Raw genomic sequence first — 17011 nt, forward strand, 5'->3', positions numbered from 1 at the left:
TAAATCAAAATTACCCTCTCTCTATCTTAAAGAGACCCACCAAAAAAAGCCATCCCCACCACAGAAGAACTGCTGGGATGACTCTTTTGTTATACCTCTACCTTATATTCCGGCAAGTACCTGATACCAAATTCCACGCTTGGAATAAAGTGAACTTCGCACCTCATCCCAGCCTCCTAAATAGTTAATATCAAAGAGGCCCGCCGGATCAGGGTAATCGCTTTTGTGCTCAGTATAGACTTGTTTATCCACGGGACGAAAGCCATATTTTGCAAAGATCTCTTGTGCCTGTGGGGTTATCAAAAAATCAACCAGTGCTTCTGATGCTATGCGTGTCCCATGCTCATCCGCATATTTCTCTATAACAGCCGCCGGATTCTCAATCAGAATTGTATTTTTAGGAATAATGACTTCGTATTTGACTCCCTGAGCAATCCGCGCCAGCAGTTCATTCTCATAGGTGACAATTACATCCCCCACTCCATACTCGAAGGCTGCCATAGAAGCGCGGCCACTCTTATCCAGAGACTCTACATTGGCATGGATGCTTTCCAAAAAAGCTTTGGCTGCTGCTGGATCCTTTGCCCCCTCCTGCTCCTCTGACAGCTTCAGACCAGCCCCATAGATCGCGTTGATATCCCATTGCGCACCACCAGAGGTCTTCGGGTTTGGATATAACACCTTAATCCCCGGCTTGGCTAAGTCCGCAAAATCGCGAATGCCTTTGGGATTTCCCTCGCGGGTACCAAGAGCAACTACTGAACGTGTCACCATACCTTGTTCACCCTGCTCTTTCCATGTTGACGCTACGAGTCCAGCCTTAACTAGCTTCTCGACATCACCTTCCATGGCTAGCAGCGTCACATCCGCTTCAAATCCACCTACAATCGCTCGTGCCTGTGTCCCTGAAGCCTCATAAGACTCCTGAAAACTAATATCCTGACCCGTATCCGCTTTCCACTTGGCAGCAAATAACGGCAAAATATCCTGCATTGCATCCTTAGCCACACTGTATGCGCCAATTACCAGCGTAACATCCCCTTGCTTCGAAGGCTCTGCCATCGTCGTAACTGCCTTCACATTCCCGCAACCGACTGCTGTCAGCGTGAGTATGGCCAGCATTAGGGCAGCAAAACATCCGTGCAGTTGTCTGCTCCTTTTGACATTCATTGCGGCCCACATCCTTCGAGGTAATGATTTTTAATATTTCCTTGAAAGTAGCTCTATGGCTGAAACTTAAAATTCAAGTAACCAACGTTTGGTCTTTGCCGTAATTACGTGGAATGTTTGGACTTTCGGCCGCTGTTGTTCCCAGATTTATTGATTTTATAATCTCAGCGGATTAAATCCGGAAACAAAGGCGGTCACTCCGCTCCTACAGTTCCAAACTTCCACTTCATTACTTCTTACCTTCACATCAGTTCCTCTAATCCTAGCTCATCACATTCGCTACTATCAAAAAAATTGAAAATCATTTTATTTATTTTTAAATAAAAATCGGCATTGGATCTTCTTTCAGGTTGTTCTCCTGGATCCAGCTGCGCTCATCATTAAATAAATAAGCCCGATGTACCAGTACTGAAATTTCCTGACCCGGCTGCAAGGTTTCTTTCTCCAACGAACGGTAGGTGACCAGCTTGTGGCCATTTACTTCAACCTCAACGAGCCATTCGCTTCCGCGGAAATGCAGATGTTTCACAACACCTTTTTCCGTGGCAGAAGCCATCTTGAACTCATGCAGGTTACCCACTTCAATATATTCAGGACGAATCAGTGCTTTGGTAGGCTTGCCGTCCCCCGCACCTGTAAAGCCTTTAACCTCAGAAGCGTTCTCAATCAGCGTAGATTCACCGATAAATGTTGCCACGAACGGTGTTTTAGGCTCCTTGTAAATATCCCACGGGGTACCCTTTTGTTCCAAGCGTCCTTGATTAATAATCATGATTTCATCCGCTACTTCAATCGCTTCATCTTGGTCATGGGTTACGAAAATAGAGGTGATACCTACACGTTCAATCAGTTCACGCAGCCAAGCGCGCAGCTCCTGGCGGATCTTCGCATCAATAGCGGCAAAAGGTTCATCTAAAAGCAGCAGCTGTGGTTCAGGCGCAAGCGCACGTGCAAAAGCCACACGCTGACGTTGTCCCCCTGATAGCTGATGCGGATAACGTTTCTCGAACCCTTTTAACCCTGTAAGCTCCACAAGTTCCATAACACGATCGCGGATGGCTGTTTTGTTAGCCTTTTTAACCTTTAGACCAAAAGCGATATTATCAAATACAGTCATATGTTTGAAGAGTGCATAGTTCTGGAAGACGAAGCCGATCCCACGTTCTTGAGGAGGAAGATTGTTCACCGTTTGACCATGAAAAATAATCTCTCCGGTATCCGGTGACTCCAGTCCCGCCAGCATACGTAGAATTGAGGTTTTCCCGCCTCCACTTGGGCCGAGCAATCCAATCAGGTGACCTTTTGTAATGGTGAAATTGACGTCCTTGACCGCATGAAAATCTCCAAAATGCTTGTTTAACCCCCGCACTTCTACATGCATATTACTGCACTTCCTTTCTTCTCTTGGTCCATTCCATCAACAGCAGCAGACCTGCGGAAAATGCAGCCAGAACTAGCGCTATTCCTCCAGCAGCCGTTACATTAAAATTCTCAACATCCTGATAGACTAAAGTTGTCGCCGTCTGGGTTTTATTCATAATGTTCCCCGAGACCACGAGCACCGCACCGAACTCTCCAAGTGAACGTGCCACCGTAAGAATGACACCATACACAACCGCCCAACGAATCGAAGGCCAAGTTACCTTCCAAAAAATAGTCCAGCTACGAGCGCCCAATGTCGAAGCCGCTTCCTCCTGCTGTGAACCAATCTCCTGAAGCACCGGCATCACCTCGCGCACCATTAAAGGAAAGGTAACAAATAAAGTGGCAATGATCATTCCGGGAATCGCATAAACGATCTTTAGTCCAATCCCCTCAAAAATCGCCCCCAAGGTACTATCGGGACCCAGCAACAGGACAATCATCAATCCTCCAATTACAGGGGATACTGCGTAAGGCAAATCTACAATACTGTTCAATAATCCTTTTAGACGCTTGCCGATCCAGTTCGCCCGAACAAGATACAGAGCCATCATAATACCGAACAATGTATTTAATAACGTAACTACTATCACAACAAGCCCAGTCATCATTAGCGCATGCAGCGCTTCGGGCCTAGTCAGAGCATTCCAGAAACCACCAAATCCTTCACTAAAAGCACCCATAGCCATTTTTCCTAATGGAGCAGCAATCAGCAAAAAAAACACTAAATAAGTAAGAGCAATCCATAGTTTTCTCATGAGCGTCTCCCCCGCATCTGCAGCATATTAATCAGCCAAAGAATGAGAAAGGATAAGGTCAAGAGAATAACAGAAACCGCAGCGGCGGAGACCGGATTATCACTTTCAACTTCACCAAAAATAAAAACAGAAGATACAAGCGTACGGCCCGGAATATTACCTGCGACGAGTACCACTGCACCAAATTCCGCAAGTGCCCTTGAAAATGCGAGCATCCCACCACTGATCATCCCAGGCGCCATAGATGGAAGAATAACTTGCCAGAATACCCTTGCTCCCTTGGCACCCATTGTATATGCTGCTTCCTCTTCGGATGGATCCAACTCCTCCAGCAAGGGCTGAACCGCTCGAATCACGAATGGAAACGTCACGAACACCATAGCAATTACGATAGCCGGTTGATGAAAAACAATTTCAAATCCAAGTGCCTCAGCTGCTTTGCCGATAAGGCTCCCTGGTCCAAGCAGCAGTAGAATCATCAAACCTCCGACAGCTGTTGGCAGTGCAAAAGGTAAATCGACCAGACTGTTTAGCAGCGCTTTACCAGCAAATTGATAACGAATAAGGACCCAAGCAATCATAGTTCCTAACAAGACATTAATTAAAGTAGCGATAATCGCCAGCTTTAAGGTTAACAGCACCGACTTCCAAGCAATTGGGTCGCTGACGCTTTCCACAAAATTGCCAAAACCAAGAGAAAAAGAGTTGTAATAGACCCCGAGTATGGGCAACACGATCAATACTACAAAATAGAGCAAAATTGTAGTTCGGAAACCCCAAGTCCAGCCTTTGTGTCTAAGCAGCGAATTCAATGATTTTTGCCCTCCCACCTCCGGATAACCGGTCGGTATACTAACCAAAATCCTCATTAATTATTCCTATTTATATACTTGGTTTTATATTATTACTACTTTACCAAATCCTTCTCACCGCCGTCAATTACTTTCAAGTGAATTTGGGTTAAAATATATGTATCAAAGGTACACTAAAAAATGGCACCTCACAGGAAGGGGAATGATTATGTTGCATACTATGGAGATCACTACTACAAAGCGGGATGAATTGCGTGATATTACTCGGGAAGTCATTTCTTATGTAAAAAAAAGTGGAATTCAAGACGGATTAATTGTAGTTTATTGTCCTCACACCACTGCTGGTATTGCTATTAATGAAAATGCGGATCCTGATGTGAAGCATGATGTTCTGATGCGTCTGGATGAGGTCTACCCTTGGGAGCATCCGAAGTATCGGCATGCGGAAGGCAATACTGCCTCTCATCTTAAATCTATTACTACCGGGCCTTCCCAGACCCTGATCATCCACGAAGGTGAATTAATTCTCGGTCGTTGGCAAGGTATTTATTTCTGTGAGTTCGATGGACCTAGACGCCGGCAATGTTTCTTAAAAATAGTAGAGGGATAATAAACATACAAATGGCCGCTTCCGTTATCGCTACGGAGCGGCCATTTAGACTATAACTAGAGTCTAGTAATACTTTCATCAAGCAGAGAAGCAGTGTTATACCAATGCACAGCTTTAAAGTGAAGATCTATAAAAAAAACAGCATGTTAAAGGCTGCGACATAAAACCTTTATATGAGCTAACGCTGCCTCTTTCACATCGTCAAACGATACTTTATCCTGGATATAATAAGAAATAAATCCGTGTGCAGACAAGAACATTGTTAACGGCACATTCTGCCAGTCCTCAGACACATATCCCTCTTCCTTCATATGACGGCGTACAATACTTGAGAATAAATCAAAACATCGTCCCTGTTCTGCTCTACAATAAGCTAGCAATTCCTCATCGCGAATCATGAACATAATTTCATATTGATAGGGATGATCTATTCCAAATCTAATAAATTCCATAATCAGCTGTTCTACCCTTGTCATTCCTTCTTCAGGCGGTTTATTCATTACTTGGCTGAGTAAAGCAGCCACATGATTAAAATCCTCTACAACAATAGCGTAGAACAACTCCGCCTTTTCCTTGAAATGATAATAGAGAGAGCCGTGGCTATATCCCAAATGCTGACCAATACTTCGCATTGAAATTGCCCGATACCCTTTGGTTATAAATAGATGCCTAGCGGCCTCTAGAATCCTTTCCCTCGACAACTCCTGCTCCACTGCTCTCCTTGCCATATACTAATCCCCTTCGCTGTAGTAAATCCGCCGCCCTTCTGTTATCAGGGCTTGCCCTTGGGTTAGATCTGTTATCCATGCCATAAAAGTCTCACCCTCATCATTTCGCGGCAAACATAACAACGTTACTTTGTCGGTGAACAAAGTCTCGCCAGTCTGAATCCCTCTTCCTCGAAGTTCGTTCTCAACCTTGCCCAGCCAAGTGTACTCGATCTCTACGAATACCTCTCGTCTCAGTACACGGGTGATTACTTCTCCTGCTTCAAGCGCAAGCACTGCTCCATCCGTATAAGCTCTAATCAGCCCACCGGCACCCAGCATAATGCCTCCGAAATAACGGGTAACTACGATTGCGACATTTTTAACTCCCTGATTGCGGATTACTTCCAAAATCGGTTTGCCGGCTGTACCACTCGGCTCCCCGTCGTCCGATTGCCTCTGGATTTCGTCTCTCTCCCCAATCACATAAGCAGAACAGTTATGCGTTGCGTTCCAATGTTTCTTCTTGATGTCCTCGATAAACAACAAAGCTTCTTCTTCATTCTCCACTGGCATAACATGACCAATGAAGCGAGATTTGCGGATCACAACTTCCTTTGAGCCGGAAGAGCGGACCGTTCGATAGTGTTCTAACATAATTATTCCAGTCCTTATTTACATATGATGTCTTCATATAATGTCAGGAGCAGTCCCGGTATTGGATTACCTATGGACTGCTCCTGGTGACTTACATTAGTATGAATGTTCTGTGATAACTAGCTATTGTAAAACCTACTGCAATACTATTCAGTAAGTCTTGCTTCTAGCTCTGCTTTTTCTTTTTCGTAACCTGGTTTGCCAAGCAATGCGAACATGTTTTTCTTGTATGCTTCTACGCCTGGTTGGTCAAATGGGTTAACACCGAGCAAGTATCCGCTGATACCGCAGGCTTTTTCAAAGAAGTACACCAAATATCCAAAGGTGTATGGTGTTTGATCAGGAATAGTAACGATAAGGTTAGGTACTTGACCATCTGTATGTGCAAGCATTGTACCTTGGAAAGCTTTCTTATTCACGAAATCCATAGTCTTACCTGTTAAGAAGTTCAAGCCGTCCAGATCATCCGGATCATTCTCAATCGTAACATGATGAGCTACTTGATCTACTTGGATAACCGTTTCAAAAATGTTGCGGTTACCTTCTTGGATAAATTGACCCATGGAGTGTAGATCTGTGGAGAAATCAACGGAAGAAGGATAAATTCCTTTGAAGTCCTTACCTTCACTTTCGCCAAACAATTGTTTCCACCACTCAGATACAAAGTGTAAGGAAGGCTCATAGTTGACGAGGATTTCAGTTGTTTTACCTTTACGGTATAAAGCGTTACGAACTGCAGCATATTGATAAGCTTGGTTAGTAGCTACATCTGGATTGTTGAACTCATCCGCAGCGGCAGCAGCACCTTGCATCATTTCTTCAATGTTAATGCCAGCTACAGCAATCGGCAGCAAGCCTACAGGTGTCAATACGGAGTAACGTCCGCCTACATCGTCTGGAATGATGAAGGATTCATAACCTTCTTCAGTTGCCAATTTCTTAAGGGCACCTTTTTCCTTGTCTGTAGTAGCGTAAATGCGTTTACGAGCTTCTTCCTTGCCGTATTTCTTCTCCAGAGCAGCGCGGAAAATGCGGAAAGCAATCGCTGGCTCAGTAGTAGTTCCAGATTTGGAGATTACGTTCACGGAGAAGTCTTTACCTTCTACTAGATCAAGCAGATGCGTGATGTATGTAGAGCTAATGTTATTACCAGCGAAATAAACTTCTGGAGTTTTGCGTTTATCTTTAGAAAGGTTATTGTAGAAAGAATGCGATAACGCCTCAATAGCTGCGCGTGCTCCCAGATAAGAACCTCCGATACCAATTACAATCAGTACCTCGGAATCGCTTTGGATCTTCTTAGCAGCTTGTTGAATGCGAGCAAATTCTTCCTTATCATATGCTGTCGGCAGATCGATCCATCCAAGGTAGTCAGAACCTACACCAGTTTTGTTATGCAACTGTTCGTGTGCTAGCTTAACTGGGGCGGCAAGGTTGTCGATTTCTTGTTGGTTAAAAAACGAAAGAGCTTTTGTGTAGTCAAAATTAATCTTCTTAGACATCGGTAATGGTAACCTCCTGTTTTATCTCTTTAAATTTAAAACCGTTTGTTACAACTTTATAATTAGGATACTTTAATTTGCCTTGACTGGCAAGGTCTTAGGGCACATAGAGGGCATTAGAACCAAGTTTTTCAAAGTTCCTTGGAAGCGTTTCCTGTATCAAAAGACATAGGTGTGCTGTGGTGCTGGACAAAGTGCCGTGATAGAATAAAGAAAACGGAAGGTGGCTATATAAATGAAACAAATCGGTTTTATCGGACTCGGAACAATGGGTGCGCCTATGGCCTCCAATTTACTACGTGGCGGCTTTCAGGTTACGGTATACAACCGTACGGCAGCCAAATGTAAACCTCTTGAAGCAGAAGGTGCCCAGACTGCTCTCACGCCCCGCGAAGCGGCTGAGGGTAAGGATGTTATTATTACCATGATCAGCAATGATGATTCAGTTCGTGAAGTGTTTTATGGTCAAGATGGTATTCTTGATGCTGTGAAGCCTGGTGGACTAATTATTGATTCCAGCACAATTTCACCAGGACTAGTTCGTGAAATTGCCGCTGCTGTAGAAGCTCGCGGTGGACATTTCCTAGACGCGCCAGTAACTGGAAGCAAACCAGCAGCGATTGAAGGAACCTTAGTGTTCATGGTCGGCGGTAGTGCTGAGGTCATAGAACAACATCGTGATATCTTTGATACTTTGGGTAAGAAGCTGCTACATATGGGTGATAACGGCAGCGGCGCTGTGGCCAAGCTGGCTCACAATGCTATGGTAGGTATTCATAATGTTGCCCTAGCCGAAGGGTTCGCCATTGCCGTTAAATCAGGCGTACCAGCAGACAAGTTCCTGGAACTGGTACAACTTGGTTCTGCGGGCAGCAAACAAGCTGAGCTTAAAGGCCGTAAAATCATAGAAGATGATTTCAGCAATCAATTCTCCCTCGCTCTAATGCTTAAGGATTTGAAGCTTGCCTCTGCCCACAGCGATTCAACAGGCGTTCCTTCTCCTATGCTGGGCTTGGCTAAAAGCATGTTCCAAGCTGGATTCACCCAAGGTTATGGTGAAGAAGATCTCTCTGCCGTAGTGAAATGTTACGAAGAGTGGATCGGCCAAAAGATGGGTGCAAATGTATCCGATAAATAAATTCAAGAACTCAATACCTCCTTCATAAGAACATTTACGACCGCCCCGCACATGATATTGCGATACGGTCTTTTCTTTATGGAGAATTCCATTGTTAAATCAAATATACGAACGTTTGTTTGTATATTTATAATACCAAATTAACAGTTGTAGTGCAAGAAAATATTGGTTGCTGTAGAGTTACTCGGGACGTTGTGGCGGTGTTGGTGGGATAGTTACTAAGAAGGTCGCGAAGTACTGGTTAGTCGCAAAAAGTTACTGAATTAGTGGTGAAATGCTGGTTAGTTACTGGTTAGGCTAGTTTGTCGCTGGCTATCGGACTCCATAGTCGTTATTGGCATAAAAAGCGCCAATTATGGGCCTATTTCCATGGAATAGTTGCACTGGTGTCCGAAAACTTGCTCAAAAGACTATAAATTTGCTAATAGCGTCATCTGGGTCCTTAGCGGTAGGATTGGTGTCGACCCGGTGCTACATTGGTGTTGATCTAGTGTTAACGTCATCTGGGTCCGTACGCGGTGGGTTGGCGCTAACCGGGTGCCTAAAGTTGGTGATGACACAGCGCTATCGGACTCAGCTGACCTTATTCGCAGTATAATCTCACATTTGGCATGCTATCGGACTCCATAGTCGTTATTGGCATAAAAAATGCCAATTATGAGGCTGTTTCTATGGAATAGCTGCACTGGAGTCCGAAAGCTTGCTCCAAAGGCTACAAATTTGCTAATAGCGTCATCTGGGTCCTTAAGTGGTAGGAATGGTGCTGACTCAGTGCTAATTTAGTGATTATCCGATTCAGCTCTAACGTCATTTGAGTCCTTAAGCTCCAAAAGAGAATGGTGAATACATAATTGAACATCAAGCAATCACCAGCCACAACAAAAAGCAGCGATCCTCCAATAACGGGAGAACCGCTGCTTTGCTGACTTCTACGATTTTTAAAGTGTATCCGGGTCGTCTCACTCAATGAAAAAAGCTACTTATAGGACAGCCCTTAGAAAAGTCTGTTTTCTATAGAACCGGGTAAGAACAGCAATAATCAGTTACTTCAAATACTTCCAACGCAAATTTAGAGTTGCCAGGAACATTGAACGTTGACGCTCCCTTAATCTCCTGCCATACCTCAGTGCCGGGAAGCAGCACTTTAAGATCGCCGGACAGAATCTCCATAATTTCAGGACCATCAGTACCAAATTCATACACACCCGGCAACATGATGCCCAGTGTCACCTTAGATCCATCTTGCAAAATTACCGTACGGCTGGTTACTTGTCCGCCATAATATACATTGGCTGCTTTTTCGATCGTTGCGTTGTTAAACTGACTCATTACTTGTTCTCCCCCTAATGATTATTCAGTTAATTACAGAAGTGCTTTCACACGGCTAACTACGTTCTCTACAGTAAAGCCGTATTCTTTCATAACTCTATCGCCAGGGGCGGAAGCTCCGAAAGTAGTGATGCCTAGGATATCGCCTTGGTCACCAGTGTAACGTTCCCAGCCGAAGGTTTGTGCCATTTCGATAGCAAGACGAGCTTTGACTCCTGGAAGAATTACGGAATCGCGATATTCTTTGTCTTGTTTTTCGAACAGATCCCAGCTTGGCAAGCTGATTACACGAACATCGATGCCTTCTTCTGCCAAAGCAGCTTGCGCTTTAACTGCCAACTGTACTTCAGAACCAGTTGCGATAAGTTGTGCTTGTGGAGTGCCATTTTTGGAATCAGAGACAACATAACCACCACGTTTGATATTTTCACGAACGCCATCTACGGTTCCAGCAAGAATTGGCAAGTTTTGACGGGTCAGAACCAAAGCAACCGGATTCTCTTTGTTTTCCATAGCATAAGCCCATGCTGCAGAAGTTTCGTTAGCATCAGCCGGACGAATAACAGTTAGACCTGGGATGATACGCAAGGAAGCCAATTGTTCGATTGGTTCATGCGTAGGACCATCTTCACCAACTGCAATACTGTCATGTGTCAGTACATAGGTTACTGGCAATTTCATGATCGATGCCAAACGAATTGCTGGACGCAGGTAGTCTGTGAATACGAAGAATGTTCCTCCGAATACTTTAAGACCAGTGTGCAGAGCAATACCGTTCATTGCAGCAGCCATACCAAACTCACGTACGCCGAAATAAATGTTGCGGCCATCATAAGATTCTGGTGTGAAAGATGTCAAACCATTCAAATGCGTCATAGTGGAGCTTTCCAAGTCAGCGGAACCACCCACTAGCTGAGGAACGCCAGCAGTCAGACCGTTAAGCGCACTACCGGAAGCGACACGAGTCGATACTGCTTTATCTTCAGTAGTGTAAGTTGGAAGGTTAGCATCCCAGCCTTCTGGAAGATCGCCATTGATTACTGTTTCGAATTGTGCAGCCAGCTCTGGATATGCTTTTTTGTAAGCTGCAAATTTATCGTCCCAAGCTTTGTTAGCTGCGATTCCGTTTTTCTTCACTTCTGCAAAATGTGCACGAACTTCGTCAGGCACATAGAAATCTTCTTCGTATACCCATTTGTAGAAATCTTTGGTCAGCTTAGCTTCTTCTGCTCCAAGTGGGGAACCGTGAGTACCGCCATGGCCGCCTTTACCTTGTTTGTTAGGGCTACCATAACCAATAACTGTTTTCACTTCGATCAAAGTCGGTTTGCTAGTCTCAGCTTGCGCCTCAGCAATAGCTTTTTCAATAGCCGGAAGGTCATTTCCGTCTTCTACACGCAGAACTTGCCAACCATAAGCATCAAAACGTTGAGCTACATTTTCGGAGAAAGAAAGATTCAATTTACCATCAAGGGAAATATCATTTGAATCATACAATACAACCAATTTTCCGAGTTTCAAATGACCAGCAAGAGAAGCGGACTCAGAAGAGATCCCTTCCATAAGGTCACCATCACCACAAATAGCATAAGTATAGTGGTCAACTACGTTATGTCCTTCTTTGTTGTAGGTTGCGCCCAATTGAGCTTCGGCCATAGCCATACCAACGGCCATACCAATACCTTGTCCAAGCGGACCTGTAGTTGCATCAACACCAGCTGTGTGACCAACTTCCGGGTGACCAGGAGTCAAGCTACCCCATTGACGGAATTGTTTCAATTCTTCCATAGGAAGATCATAGCCGCTAAGGTGCAGCAAGCTGTACAGAAGCATGGAACCATGTCCAGCGGACAATACAAAACGATCGCGGTTTACCCATGTTGGATGATCAGGGTTATGATTCATTGTTTTTGCAAACAGTTGGTAGCCCATTGGTGCAGAACCCATTGGCATACCTGGATGGCCGGAATTCGCTTTTTCGATAGCATCAATAGCCAACGTACGAATTGTTGTGATAGACAGGTTATCTACTGTTGAGTTTTCTTCCTTCTGGATCGCTTGTTCTTGTTCACTCATTTAATAGTTCCTCCTCTGAAATCTCAAGAATGTCATTTTGACTCTTATTGTATCACTAGTGTGGAAGCAATTCCAATTGTTTTTAAAAACTCTTTGTTTGACAGCTTATGTTTTGCAATATCTACGCATTTATATACGCAAAAGTAACTATGTCATGAGACGGGTTTTTACTTAGCCTATGGTCTAGTTTTCTATTGCGACTAAAGTTTGTTTTACAATGCTCGAATATAAAGTAAGATGGAGTTACTCAAGTAAAATTTTCATTCATTATCCAATATCTCCAAGTGGAAAGGAATTCTGAACATGACTTCGAAAAAGGATGTTTATATTGTGCTTACCGGTACAGGTACAGCCTTCAGTGGTTTCATTAAGTGGTTTACAAAAGCTGATCTGAACCATGCTTCGATCGCCTTTGATAGTGAACTACGTGAGGTGTACAGCTTCGGAAGAAAAAAAATGCACAATCCATTCGTCGCGGGTCTGATTCAAGAAAATTTCATTCACCCTTTTTATAGCAGCGCAAATTGCTCTATTTATCAGTTACGTGTTAGTGCCACGGAATACGATGCCATGTACAATCATGTCCAAGGGATGATGAAAAATCAGGAACGTTATAAATACCATCTTTTAGGCCTGATCGGCGTACTTCTAAATGTTAAAATAGATCGAGAGAACGCTTATTTCTGCTCTCATTTTGTTGCTTCCTTATTTGAAAATACCGCAGTTCAGCCTGTGAATAAGCCTTCCTGCTTTGTTACCCCGGAGGATTTCGCTCTTTCACTCTGTTCCCATAAAATATTCAGCGGCAAGTTATCCTATTATGTGCGTAGAGCTCAAAGAGCCTCGGCACGTTCGACGAATATACCTTTACATACACCTTCTGTTGCGACAAGAATGATGAGAATGAATGAAGAACGGACTGAAGGAGTTATATAAGTTGTTGCTCGTAAAAAAGGGCTATACGGATCGTATTTCCGCGTAGCCCTTTTTAGATGGAAAAAGGATAAAGTCGTAGATGTATCATTACTTCACACGATGGTTCCGAAAATATTCGGACCAATCGCCAGCGATCACAACAGTAACTGTATCTATTTTGGTATTGTACTCATTCTTAGCTGTGAAGGTAAATTTCACTGGACCATCGGGAAGTTTCACAAATGCTGGATCATATAATTCGCCTGTCCACAAGGTTTTGTCACTGTTCGTTGGATTTAGTTGCGTAAAATAACCTCCCGTCATCGTTACCTCAACAGTATCAGGTAGACCGGTTGCTATCCCTTGCAATATAAATCGCTCACCTGCCCAAAACACATTGTAGCCTCTTGGACTCTCCTCATTACCGCTCTTGTTCAAATTGTAGCCTTTACGGTTGTTATTCCATTCCTCTGTGTGCTGGACCCTACCTTTAATATTCAGCAGATTAACCATGAAATATTTACGCGCTGAGATATTACTCCAGTTATAACCATCAAAAGCTTCCACTTCCACGGCATATTTTTCGTTCTCAACCAATATTCCCGCGGGCACTTGCCACTGTTTGGCACTTGAATTTTGTTCGCCAGATTGAACCTTAACCATCCCTGTCGCCAAGTTGATAATTTGTACCTTATACCGCTGTTGTTCATCTCCATCCTCATCTTGATAATCCCACTTGATGATTGGTGTAAGCGTACTTGCGATCATAGGCTTACTTGAGTCAGTACTTGTTGGGTACGTTATCGTTACGGTCGGTTTACGGTTGGCTACGGTGATAATCAGAGATAGCTCTCGATACAGTCCTAGAGAATCCGTAACGGTCTGTTTCAAGGTAAAGACGCCATTTGAGGTGAATTTCTTCGTAAATTCAGCTTGAGTACTAGCCAATCCTTCCGTCCCGTTAGATGATTTCAAATCATACTTATGGCTGATCGTATCTCCTTTTGGAAGGTCTGGATCCGTCGCTTTGCTCTTGATATTAAGAAGATCCGTCCGATAAATCGGCTCTTTGGCAGCATCTCTACCTGTATCCGTGATTAATGTGAATCCAGGCTGCGGCGGATTGTCGATGATAAACGTTTTTTCGTTAGATATTTCTGACCAGGATAACTTGGAATAAGCCCGCCCATATACAGTGAAGTATTCAAATCGATTGAATGTATGGTTAGGGAGTTGATATTGCCGCAGCTGACCTGTGGTGTCAAGGTTCTCAACTGTCCTAACTAAGAGTCCGTCTTTTGAAAAAAATTCTAAACGGTACTTCTCCTGCCGATCACTCTCTGGATCTGTATAATTCCATTTAATTAATGGATCTCCTTGTATTTCGGCATCTATTACGGATGGATTGGTTCCGGTTCCCGACGGGGTTATCAATGTCATCGAGGGCGCTAGATTCTTAGTAACATTCACCTTCAACGTAGCTATATTAGACTTATCACCGATCTGATCGATAACCCAGTGTTCCAATGTATAGATACCGGACTCAGGAAAATTAACATCAATATTAGGAGTTCGAAACCATTGCGTAATGCCATCACTATCTGTTACTTTCCAGAAGTATTGCAGACTAGCGAGATCTGAGGGATCTCCATCCTCATCAAAAGATGTATATTGTCGGGTATCATATTGGAATACTGCCGATGGACCATTAATAGCAGCTGTTGGAACATGATTTTTAACAGTAAATACACGTGTTGCATTGCAACTTAAAGCTCCAATACTTGAGGGATTAGGTACGTCTGTTGCTTTAAGGCGCATTTCCCATCCTTCTGATATAGCCTGTTGCGGTGAAATTCCGTTTCCAGCAATAAGATCTCGTATCGTCAAAGATTGGTTGCGGTTGCTGCCAGCATAATAATAAGGACTATTGTTGAGTTTGGCGTACCATAAATAAGCAAGCGAATCTCCATCTTCATCAGGATCTGGTGTTAGATTATCCATTGTAATTACAGTATCTCGATATACTTCAGCTGGCATGTTAAATGCTGCTGCAGGTGGGTGATTAATCACCTGGACATTTTGGCGATACCAATCTGACCATAAACCTCGGTTGTCATGCACTTGTAAACTAATTTGATAATTACCGATTCCAAAAGCTGCGATATTAGGTGGCGTTGTAGCTCCACCCCAATGCTCCCAAACTTTGTTCCAACCATCTTTGATAACCGTCCAGTAATACATATCTAATGGATCATTATCCGGATCAAACGATTTGTCTGTTATGGTAGTAGCTTTGCGATAGGAAACAATATTAGGATCAACAGTAAATAGCGCTACGGGAGGTAGATTACCTGCAGCCCCCACCGTCCTTACACACCAGTCGCTCCAGACCCCTAACCCATTTTCGCCATCGACATCACGTACTCTAAGGCGTATGTCATATTGTCCAGAACTCGGTAATTGAGCTGGCGGTTGACCATCTGTCCATATTTCAGAATCAGTTTTTTTATACTGCCATTGCCAAGCTATAAGTCCCTTATTAACAGCCATGATGTGGTCCAAATCGTAGGAACTATCTGTTAGCTGAAGAGATCCCCACGCCAGTTTGGCAGCAAACAATGCAATGGGCTTCCGATGAACATGATAGGTCATTGAGGATAAATTATCTCGACTCCATAAACGATAGTTATCGAATCGGTCATCGTTTTTAGGATTATCTCGTGCTTGAAAGGTTGCGTTATAGAGTCCGCTATATGGAAAGGAGGTATACCTTTCTGAACGCCATAACCCACTATCCGAAATGATACCCATCGAATTATCGAAGAAATACGGGTTATGATCGTATCTATAGCGTTCTTGATATTTAAAATCTCCTTCATAGTCCTTGTATGTGGTTGATATGTCTATAGGAGTGTTGATCAATATAAAGGATTTATTCCTAAGCCTATAGGATACATTAACGACCAACGATTTCTCATCCTTATAATTATAAGGATCCACAACCTTGATAATGATATTGTGCTGTCCAGGAGGAATTCCGTCTGCCAAAACATCTATTGGGATGGAAAACCATTTATTATTTAATGCCTGTTGGATATTGACTTGTTTATAGAACACATTAGGGATTTCAGCACTAACGACTAGATCATTATTGTCCACATCTCGAACATATCCCTCGATGTTCATACCACTGAATCCTGGCTCATTCAGTAGCTGCTGCTCGCTTGGTGTAGTCACTGTGAGCGTAGGTGCTGAATTTATTATTAGAGGTATGTTATCCCAATCATAATATACGTTGTTATGCCAACCATTCATCCATTCGTTAGGTTGGTGTTGCGCATCACTTGCTCTTAGTGCGACTTTAAGAGCTTTTGGAATTCCATACTTCGTTGGATAAGCATAACTTTCATAAAAAGCGGTCGTATTTCTGTCAAGGTTAAACTGAAGACTATCCGAACTTTTCACAGGTGGCATTTCTTCAATTCTCCATGAGGCATCAGTAGCATAATCAGTATTACCACTTCCATCTGTCCTGTACATATAACTGTAAATATTAAGAAATCTAGTACGCTGCGTATCATAGTACCAATTAATATCCCCTGATGTTAAAACTACAGGCGCATCAGGTACATAATCGTAGCGCAGTATTCTTGTTGTTAGATTAAAAGTAATATTGGTTAGGGTCATAGCAGGCATATTCAAATTCAAAGATCCTATATTCCCCATAGCAGGCTCCCAAGGAGTTGTTTTATTAAATCCTTCAAGACGAATATCCATAAAATTGACGATATTTGGGTCACCTGCCGCCTCTACCTTAACACTCCCCGAATAAAATTCAGGGAATGAAAGAAGTAGTAATACAAGGGCCATAAACGTTGAAATTGTTTTTTTTAATTTCCGCATCTCTAATCCTCT

At 43.3% G+C, this 17011-nt stretch carries 13 protein-coding genes; 3 read left to right on the forward strand and 10 right to left on the reverse strand.

Features of this window, described 5'->3' with window-relative positions:
• Positions 1 to 102: 102 nt before the first annotated feature.
• From MHH49_RS03890 to cysT, 4 genes are all read right to left on the reverse strand, one after another.
• Entirely contained in the window at positions 103 to 1170 is a 1068-nt protein-coding gene (locus MHH49_RS03890; RefSeq protein ID WP_076099033.1) for a sulfate ABC transporter substrate-binding protein, read from the reverse strand.
• Positions 1171 to 1486: 316 nt separating this feature from the next.
• Positions 1487 to 2551, reverse strand: a complete 1065-nt coding sequence (locus MHH49_RS03895; protein ID WP_076104838.1) for a sulfate/molybdate ABC transporter ATP-binding protein — start codon at positions 2549 to 2551, stop codon at positions 1487 to 1489.
• A 1-nt stretch (position 2552) separates the two neighbouring features.
• Positions 2553 to 3350: a sulfate ABC transporter permease subunit gene (locus MHH49_RS03900; RefSeq protein ID WP_036681745.1), complete on the reverse strand. Its 798-nt coding sequence runs from the start codon at positions 3348 to 3350 to the stop codon at positions 2553 to 2555.
• Positions 3347 to 4162, reverse strand: a complete 816-nt coding sequence (gene cysT / locus MHH49_RS03905) for a sulfate ABC transporter permease subunit CysT (protein ID WP_038569140.1) — start codon at positions 4160 to 4162, stop codon at positions 3347 to 3349. Before cysT ends, MHH49_RS03900 begins: the two co-directional genes overlap by 4 nt.
• 208 nt (positions 4163 to 4370) lie before the next feature.
• On the opposite strand from cysT, the gene MHH49_RS03910 reads away from it, so the two are divergent.
• The gene (locus MHH49_RS03910) at positions 4371 to 4772 is read left to right on the forward strand and encodes a secondary thiamine-phosphate synthase enzyme YjbQ (RefSeq protein ID WP_339211479.1); all 402 of its coding nucleotides are present in this window, start codon (positions 4371 to 4373) and stop codon (positions 4770 to 4772) included.
• A gap of 146 nt (positions 4773 to 4918) precedes the next feature.
• Here the strand turns inward: MHH49_RS03910 and MHH49_RS03915 are convergent, their stop codons facing one another.
• The 3 genes from MHH49_RS03915 to MHH49_RS03925 all read right to left on the reverse strand — a co-directional run bounded on the left by MHH49_RS03915 (position 4919) and on the right by MHH49_RS03925 (position 7638).
• Positions 4919 to 5500, reverse strand: coding sequence for a TetR/AcrR family transcriptional regulator (locus MHH49_RS03915; protein ID WP_036681739.1), 582 nt, complete (start codon positions 5498 to 5500; stop codon positions 4919 to 4921).
• Positions 5501 to 5503: 3 nt separating this feature from the next.
• Positions 5504 to 6136: a YigZ family protein gene (locus tag MHH49_RS03920; RefSeq protein WP_076104841.1), complete on the reverse strand. Its 633-nt coding sequence runs from the start codon at positions 6134 to 6136 to the stop codon at positions 5504 to 5506.
• 146 nt (positions 6137 to 6282) lie between these two features.
• Positions 6283 to 7638, reverse strand: a complete 1356-nt coding sequence (locus tag MHH49_RS03925; RefSeq protein WP_036681734.1) for a glucose-6-phosphate isomerase — start codon at positions 7636 to 7638, stop codon at positions 6283 to 6285.
• 235 nt (positions 7639 to 7873) lie between these two features.
• On the opposite strand from MHH49_RS03925, the gene MHH49_RS03930 reads away from it, so the two are divergent.
• On the forward strand, positions 7874 to 8776 hold the full coding sequence (locus tag MHH49_RS03930; protein ID WP_076215746.1) for an NAD(P)-dependent oxidoreductase: 903 nt from the start codon (positions 7874 to 7876) through the stop codon (positions 8774 to 8776).
• Between the two features lie 1011 nt (positions 8777 to 9787).
• Here MHH49_RS03930 and ppnP read toward each other — a convergent pair.
• Together ppnP and tkt are read right to left on the reverse strand one after the other, a co-directional pair.
• Positions 9788 to 10105, reverse strand: a complete 318-nt coding sequence (gene ppnP / locus MHH49_RS03935; protein ID WP_036681729.1) for a pyrimidine/purine nucleoside phosphorylase — start codon at positions 10103 to 10105, stop codon at positions 9788 to 9790.
• A 33-nt stretch (positions 10106 to 10138) separates the two neighbouring features.
• Positions 10139 to 12181, reverse strand: coding sequence for a transketolase (gene tkt, locus MHH49_RS03940; protein WP_036681727.1), 2043 nt, complete (start codon positions 12179 to 12181; stop codon positions 10139 to 10141).
• Between the two features lie 303 nt (positions 12182 to 12484).
• Here tkt and MHH49_RS03945 point away from each other — a divergent pair, with 303 nt between their 5' ends.
• Positions 12485 to 13117 (forward strand): hypothetical protein, encoded by a 633-nt coding sequence (locus tag MHH49_RS03945; protein ID WP_036681725.1) that lies wholly within the window; start codon positions 12485 to 12487, stop codon positions 13115 to 13117.
• 87 nt (positions 13118 to 13204) lie between these two features.
• Here the strand turns inward: MHH49_RS03945 and MHH49_RS03950 are convergent, their stop codons facing one another.
• Positions 13205 to 16999, reverse strand: coding sequence for a glycoside hydrolase family 78 protein (locus MHH49_RS03950; RefSeq protein ID WP_339211476.1), 3795 nt, complete (start codon positions 16997 to 16999; stop codon positions 13205 to 13207).
• Between the last annotated feature and the right edge of the window lie 12 nt (positions 17000 to 17011).

This window comes from Paenibacillus sp. FSL F4-0122 (assembly GCF_038002845.1).
Taxonomy (GTDB): Bacteria; Bacillota; Bacilli; order Paenibacillales; family Paenibacillaceae; genus Paenibacillus_AQ; species Paenibacillus_AQ odorifer.

Coding starts and splice junctions, on each gene's coding strand:
- MHH49_RS03890 (WP_076099033.1), bottom strand. CDS start 1,170: ATGAATGTCAAAAGGAGCAGACAACTGCACGGATGTTTTGCTGCCCTA.
- MHH49_RS03945 (WP_036681725.1), top strand. CDS start 12,485: ATGACTTCGAAAAAGGATGTTTATATTGTGCTTACCGGTACAGGTACA.
- MHH49_RS03895 (WP_076104838.1), bottom strand. CDS start 2,551: ATGCATGTAGAAGTGCGGGGGTTAAACAAGCATTTTGGAGATTTTCAT.
- MHH49_RS03930 (WP_076215746.1), top strand. CDS start 7,874: ATGAAACAAATCGGTTTTATCGGACTCGGAACAATGGGTGCGCCTATG.
- MHH49_RS03910 (WP_339211479.1), top strand. CDS start 4,371: ATGTTGCATACTATGGAGATCACTACTACAAAGCGGGATGAATTGCGT.
- MHH49_RS03920 (WP_076104841.1), bottom strand. CDS start 6,136: ATGTTAGAACACTATCGAACGGTCCGCTCTTCCGGCTCAAAGGAAGTT.
- MHH49_RS03950 (WP_339211476.1), bottom strand. CDS start 16,999: ATGCGGAAATTAAAAAAAACAATTTCAACGTTTATGGCCCTTGTATTA.
- MHH49_RS03915 (WP_036681739.1), bottom strand. CDS start 5,500: ATGGCAAGGAGAGCAGTGGAGCAGGAGTTGTCGAGGGAAAGGATTCTA.
- tkt (WP_036681727.1), bottom strand. CDS start 12,181: ATGAGTGAACAAGAACAAGCGATCCAGAAGGAAGAAAACTCAACAGTA.
- MHH49_RS03925 (WP_036681734.1), bottom strand. CDS start 7,638: ATGTCTAAGAAGATTAATTTTGACTACACAAAAGCTCTTTCGTTTTTT.
- ppnP (WP_036681729.1), bottom strand. CDS start 10,105: ATGAGTCAGTTTAACAACGCAACGATCGAAAAAGCAGCCAATGTATAT.
- MHH49_RS03900 (WP_036681745.1), bottom strand. CDS start 3,350: ATGAGAAAACTATGGATTGCTCTTACTTATTTAGTGTTTTTTTTGCTG.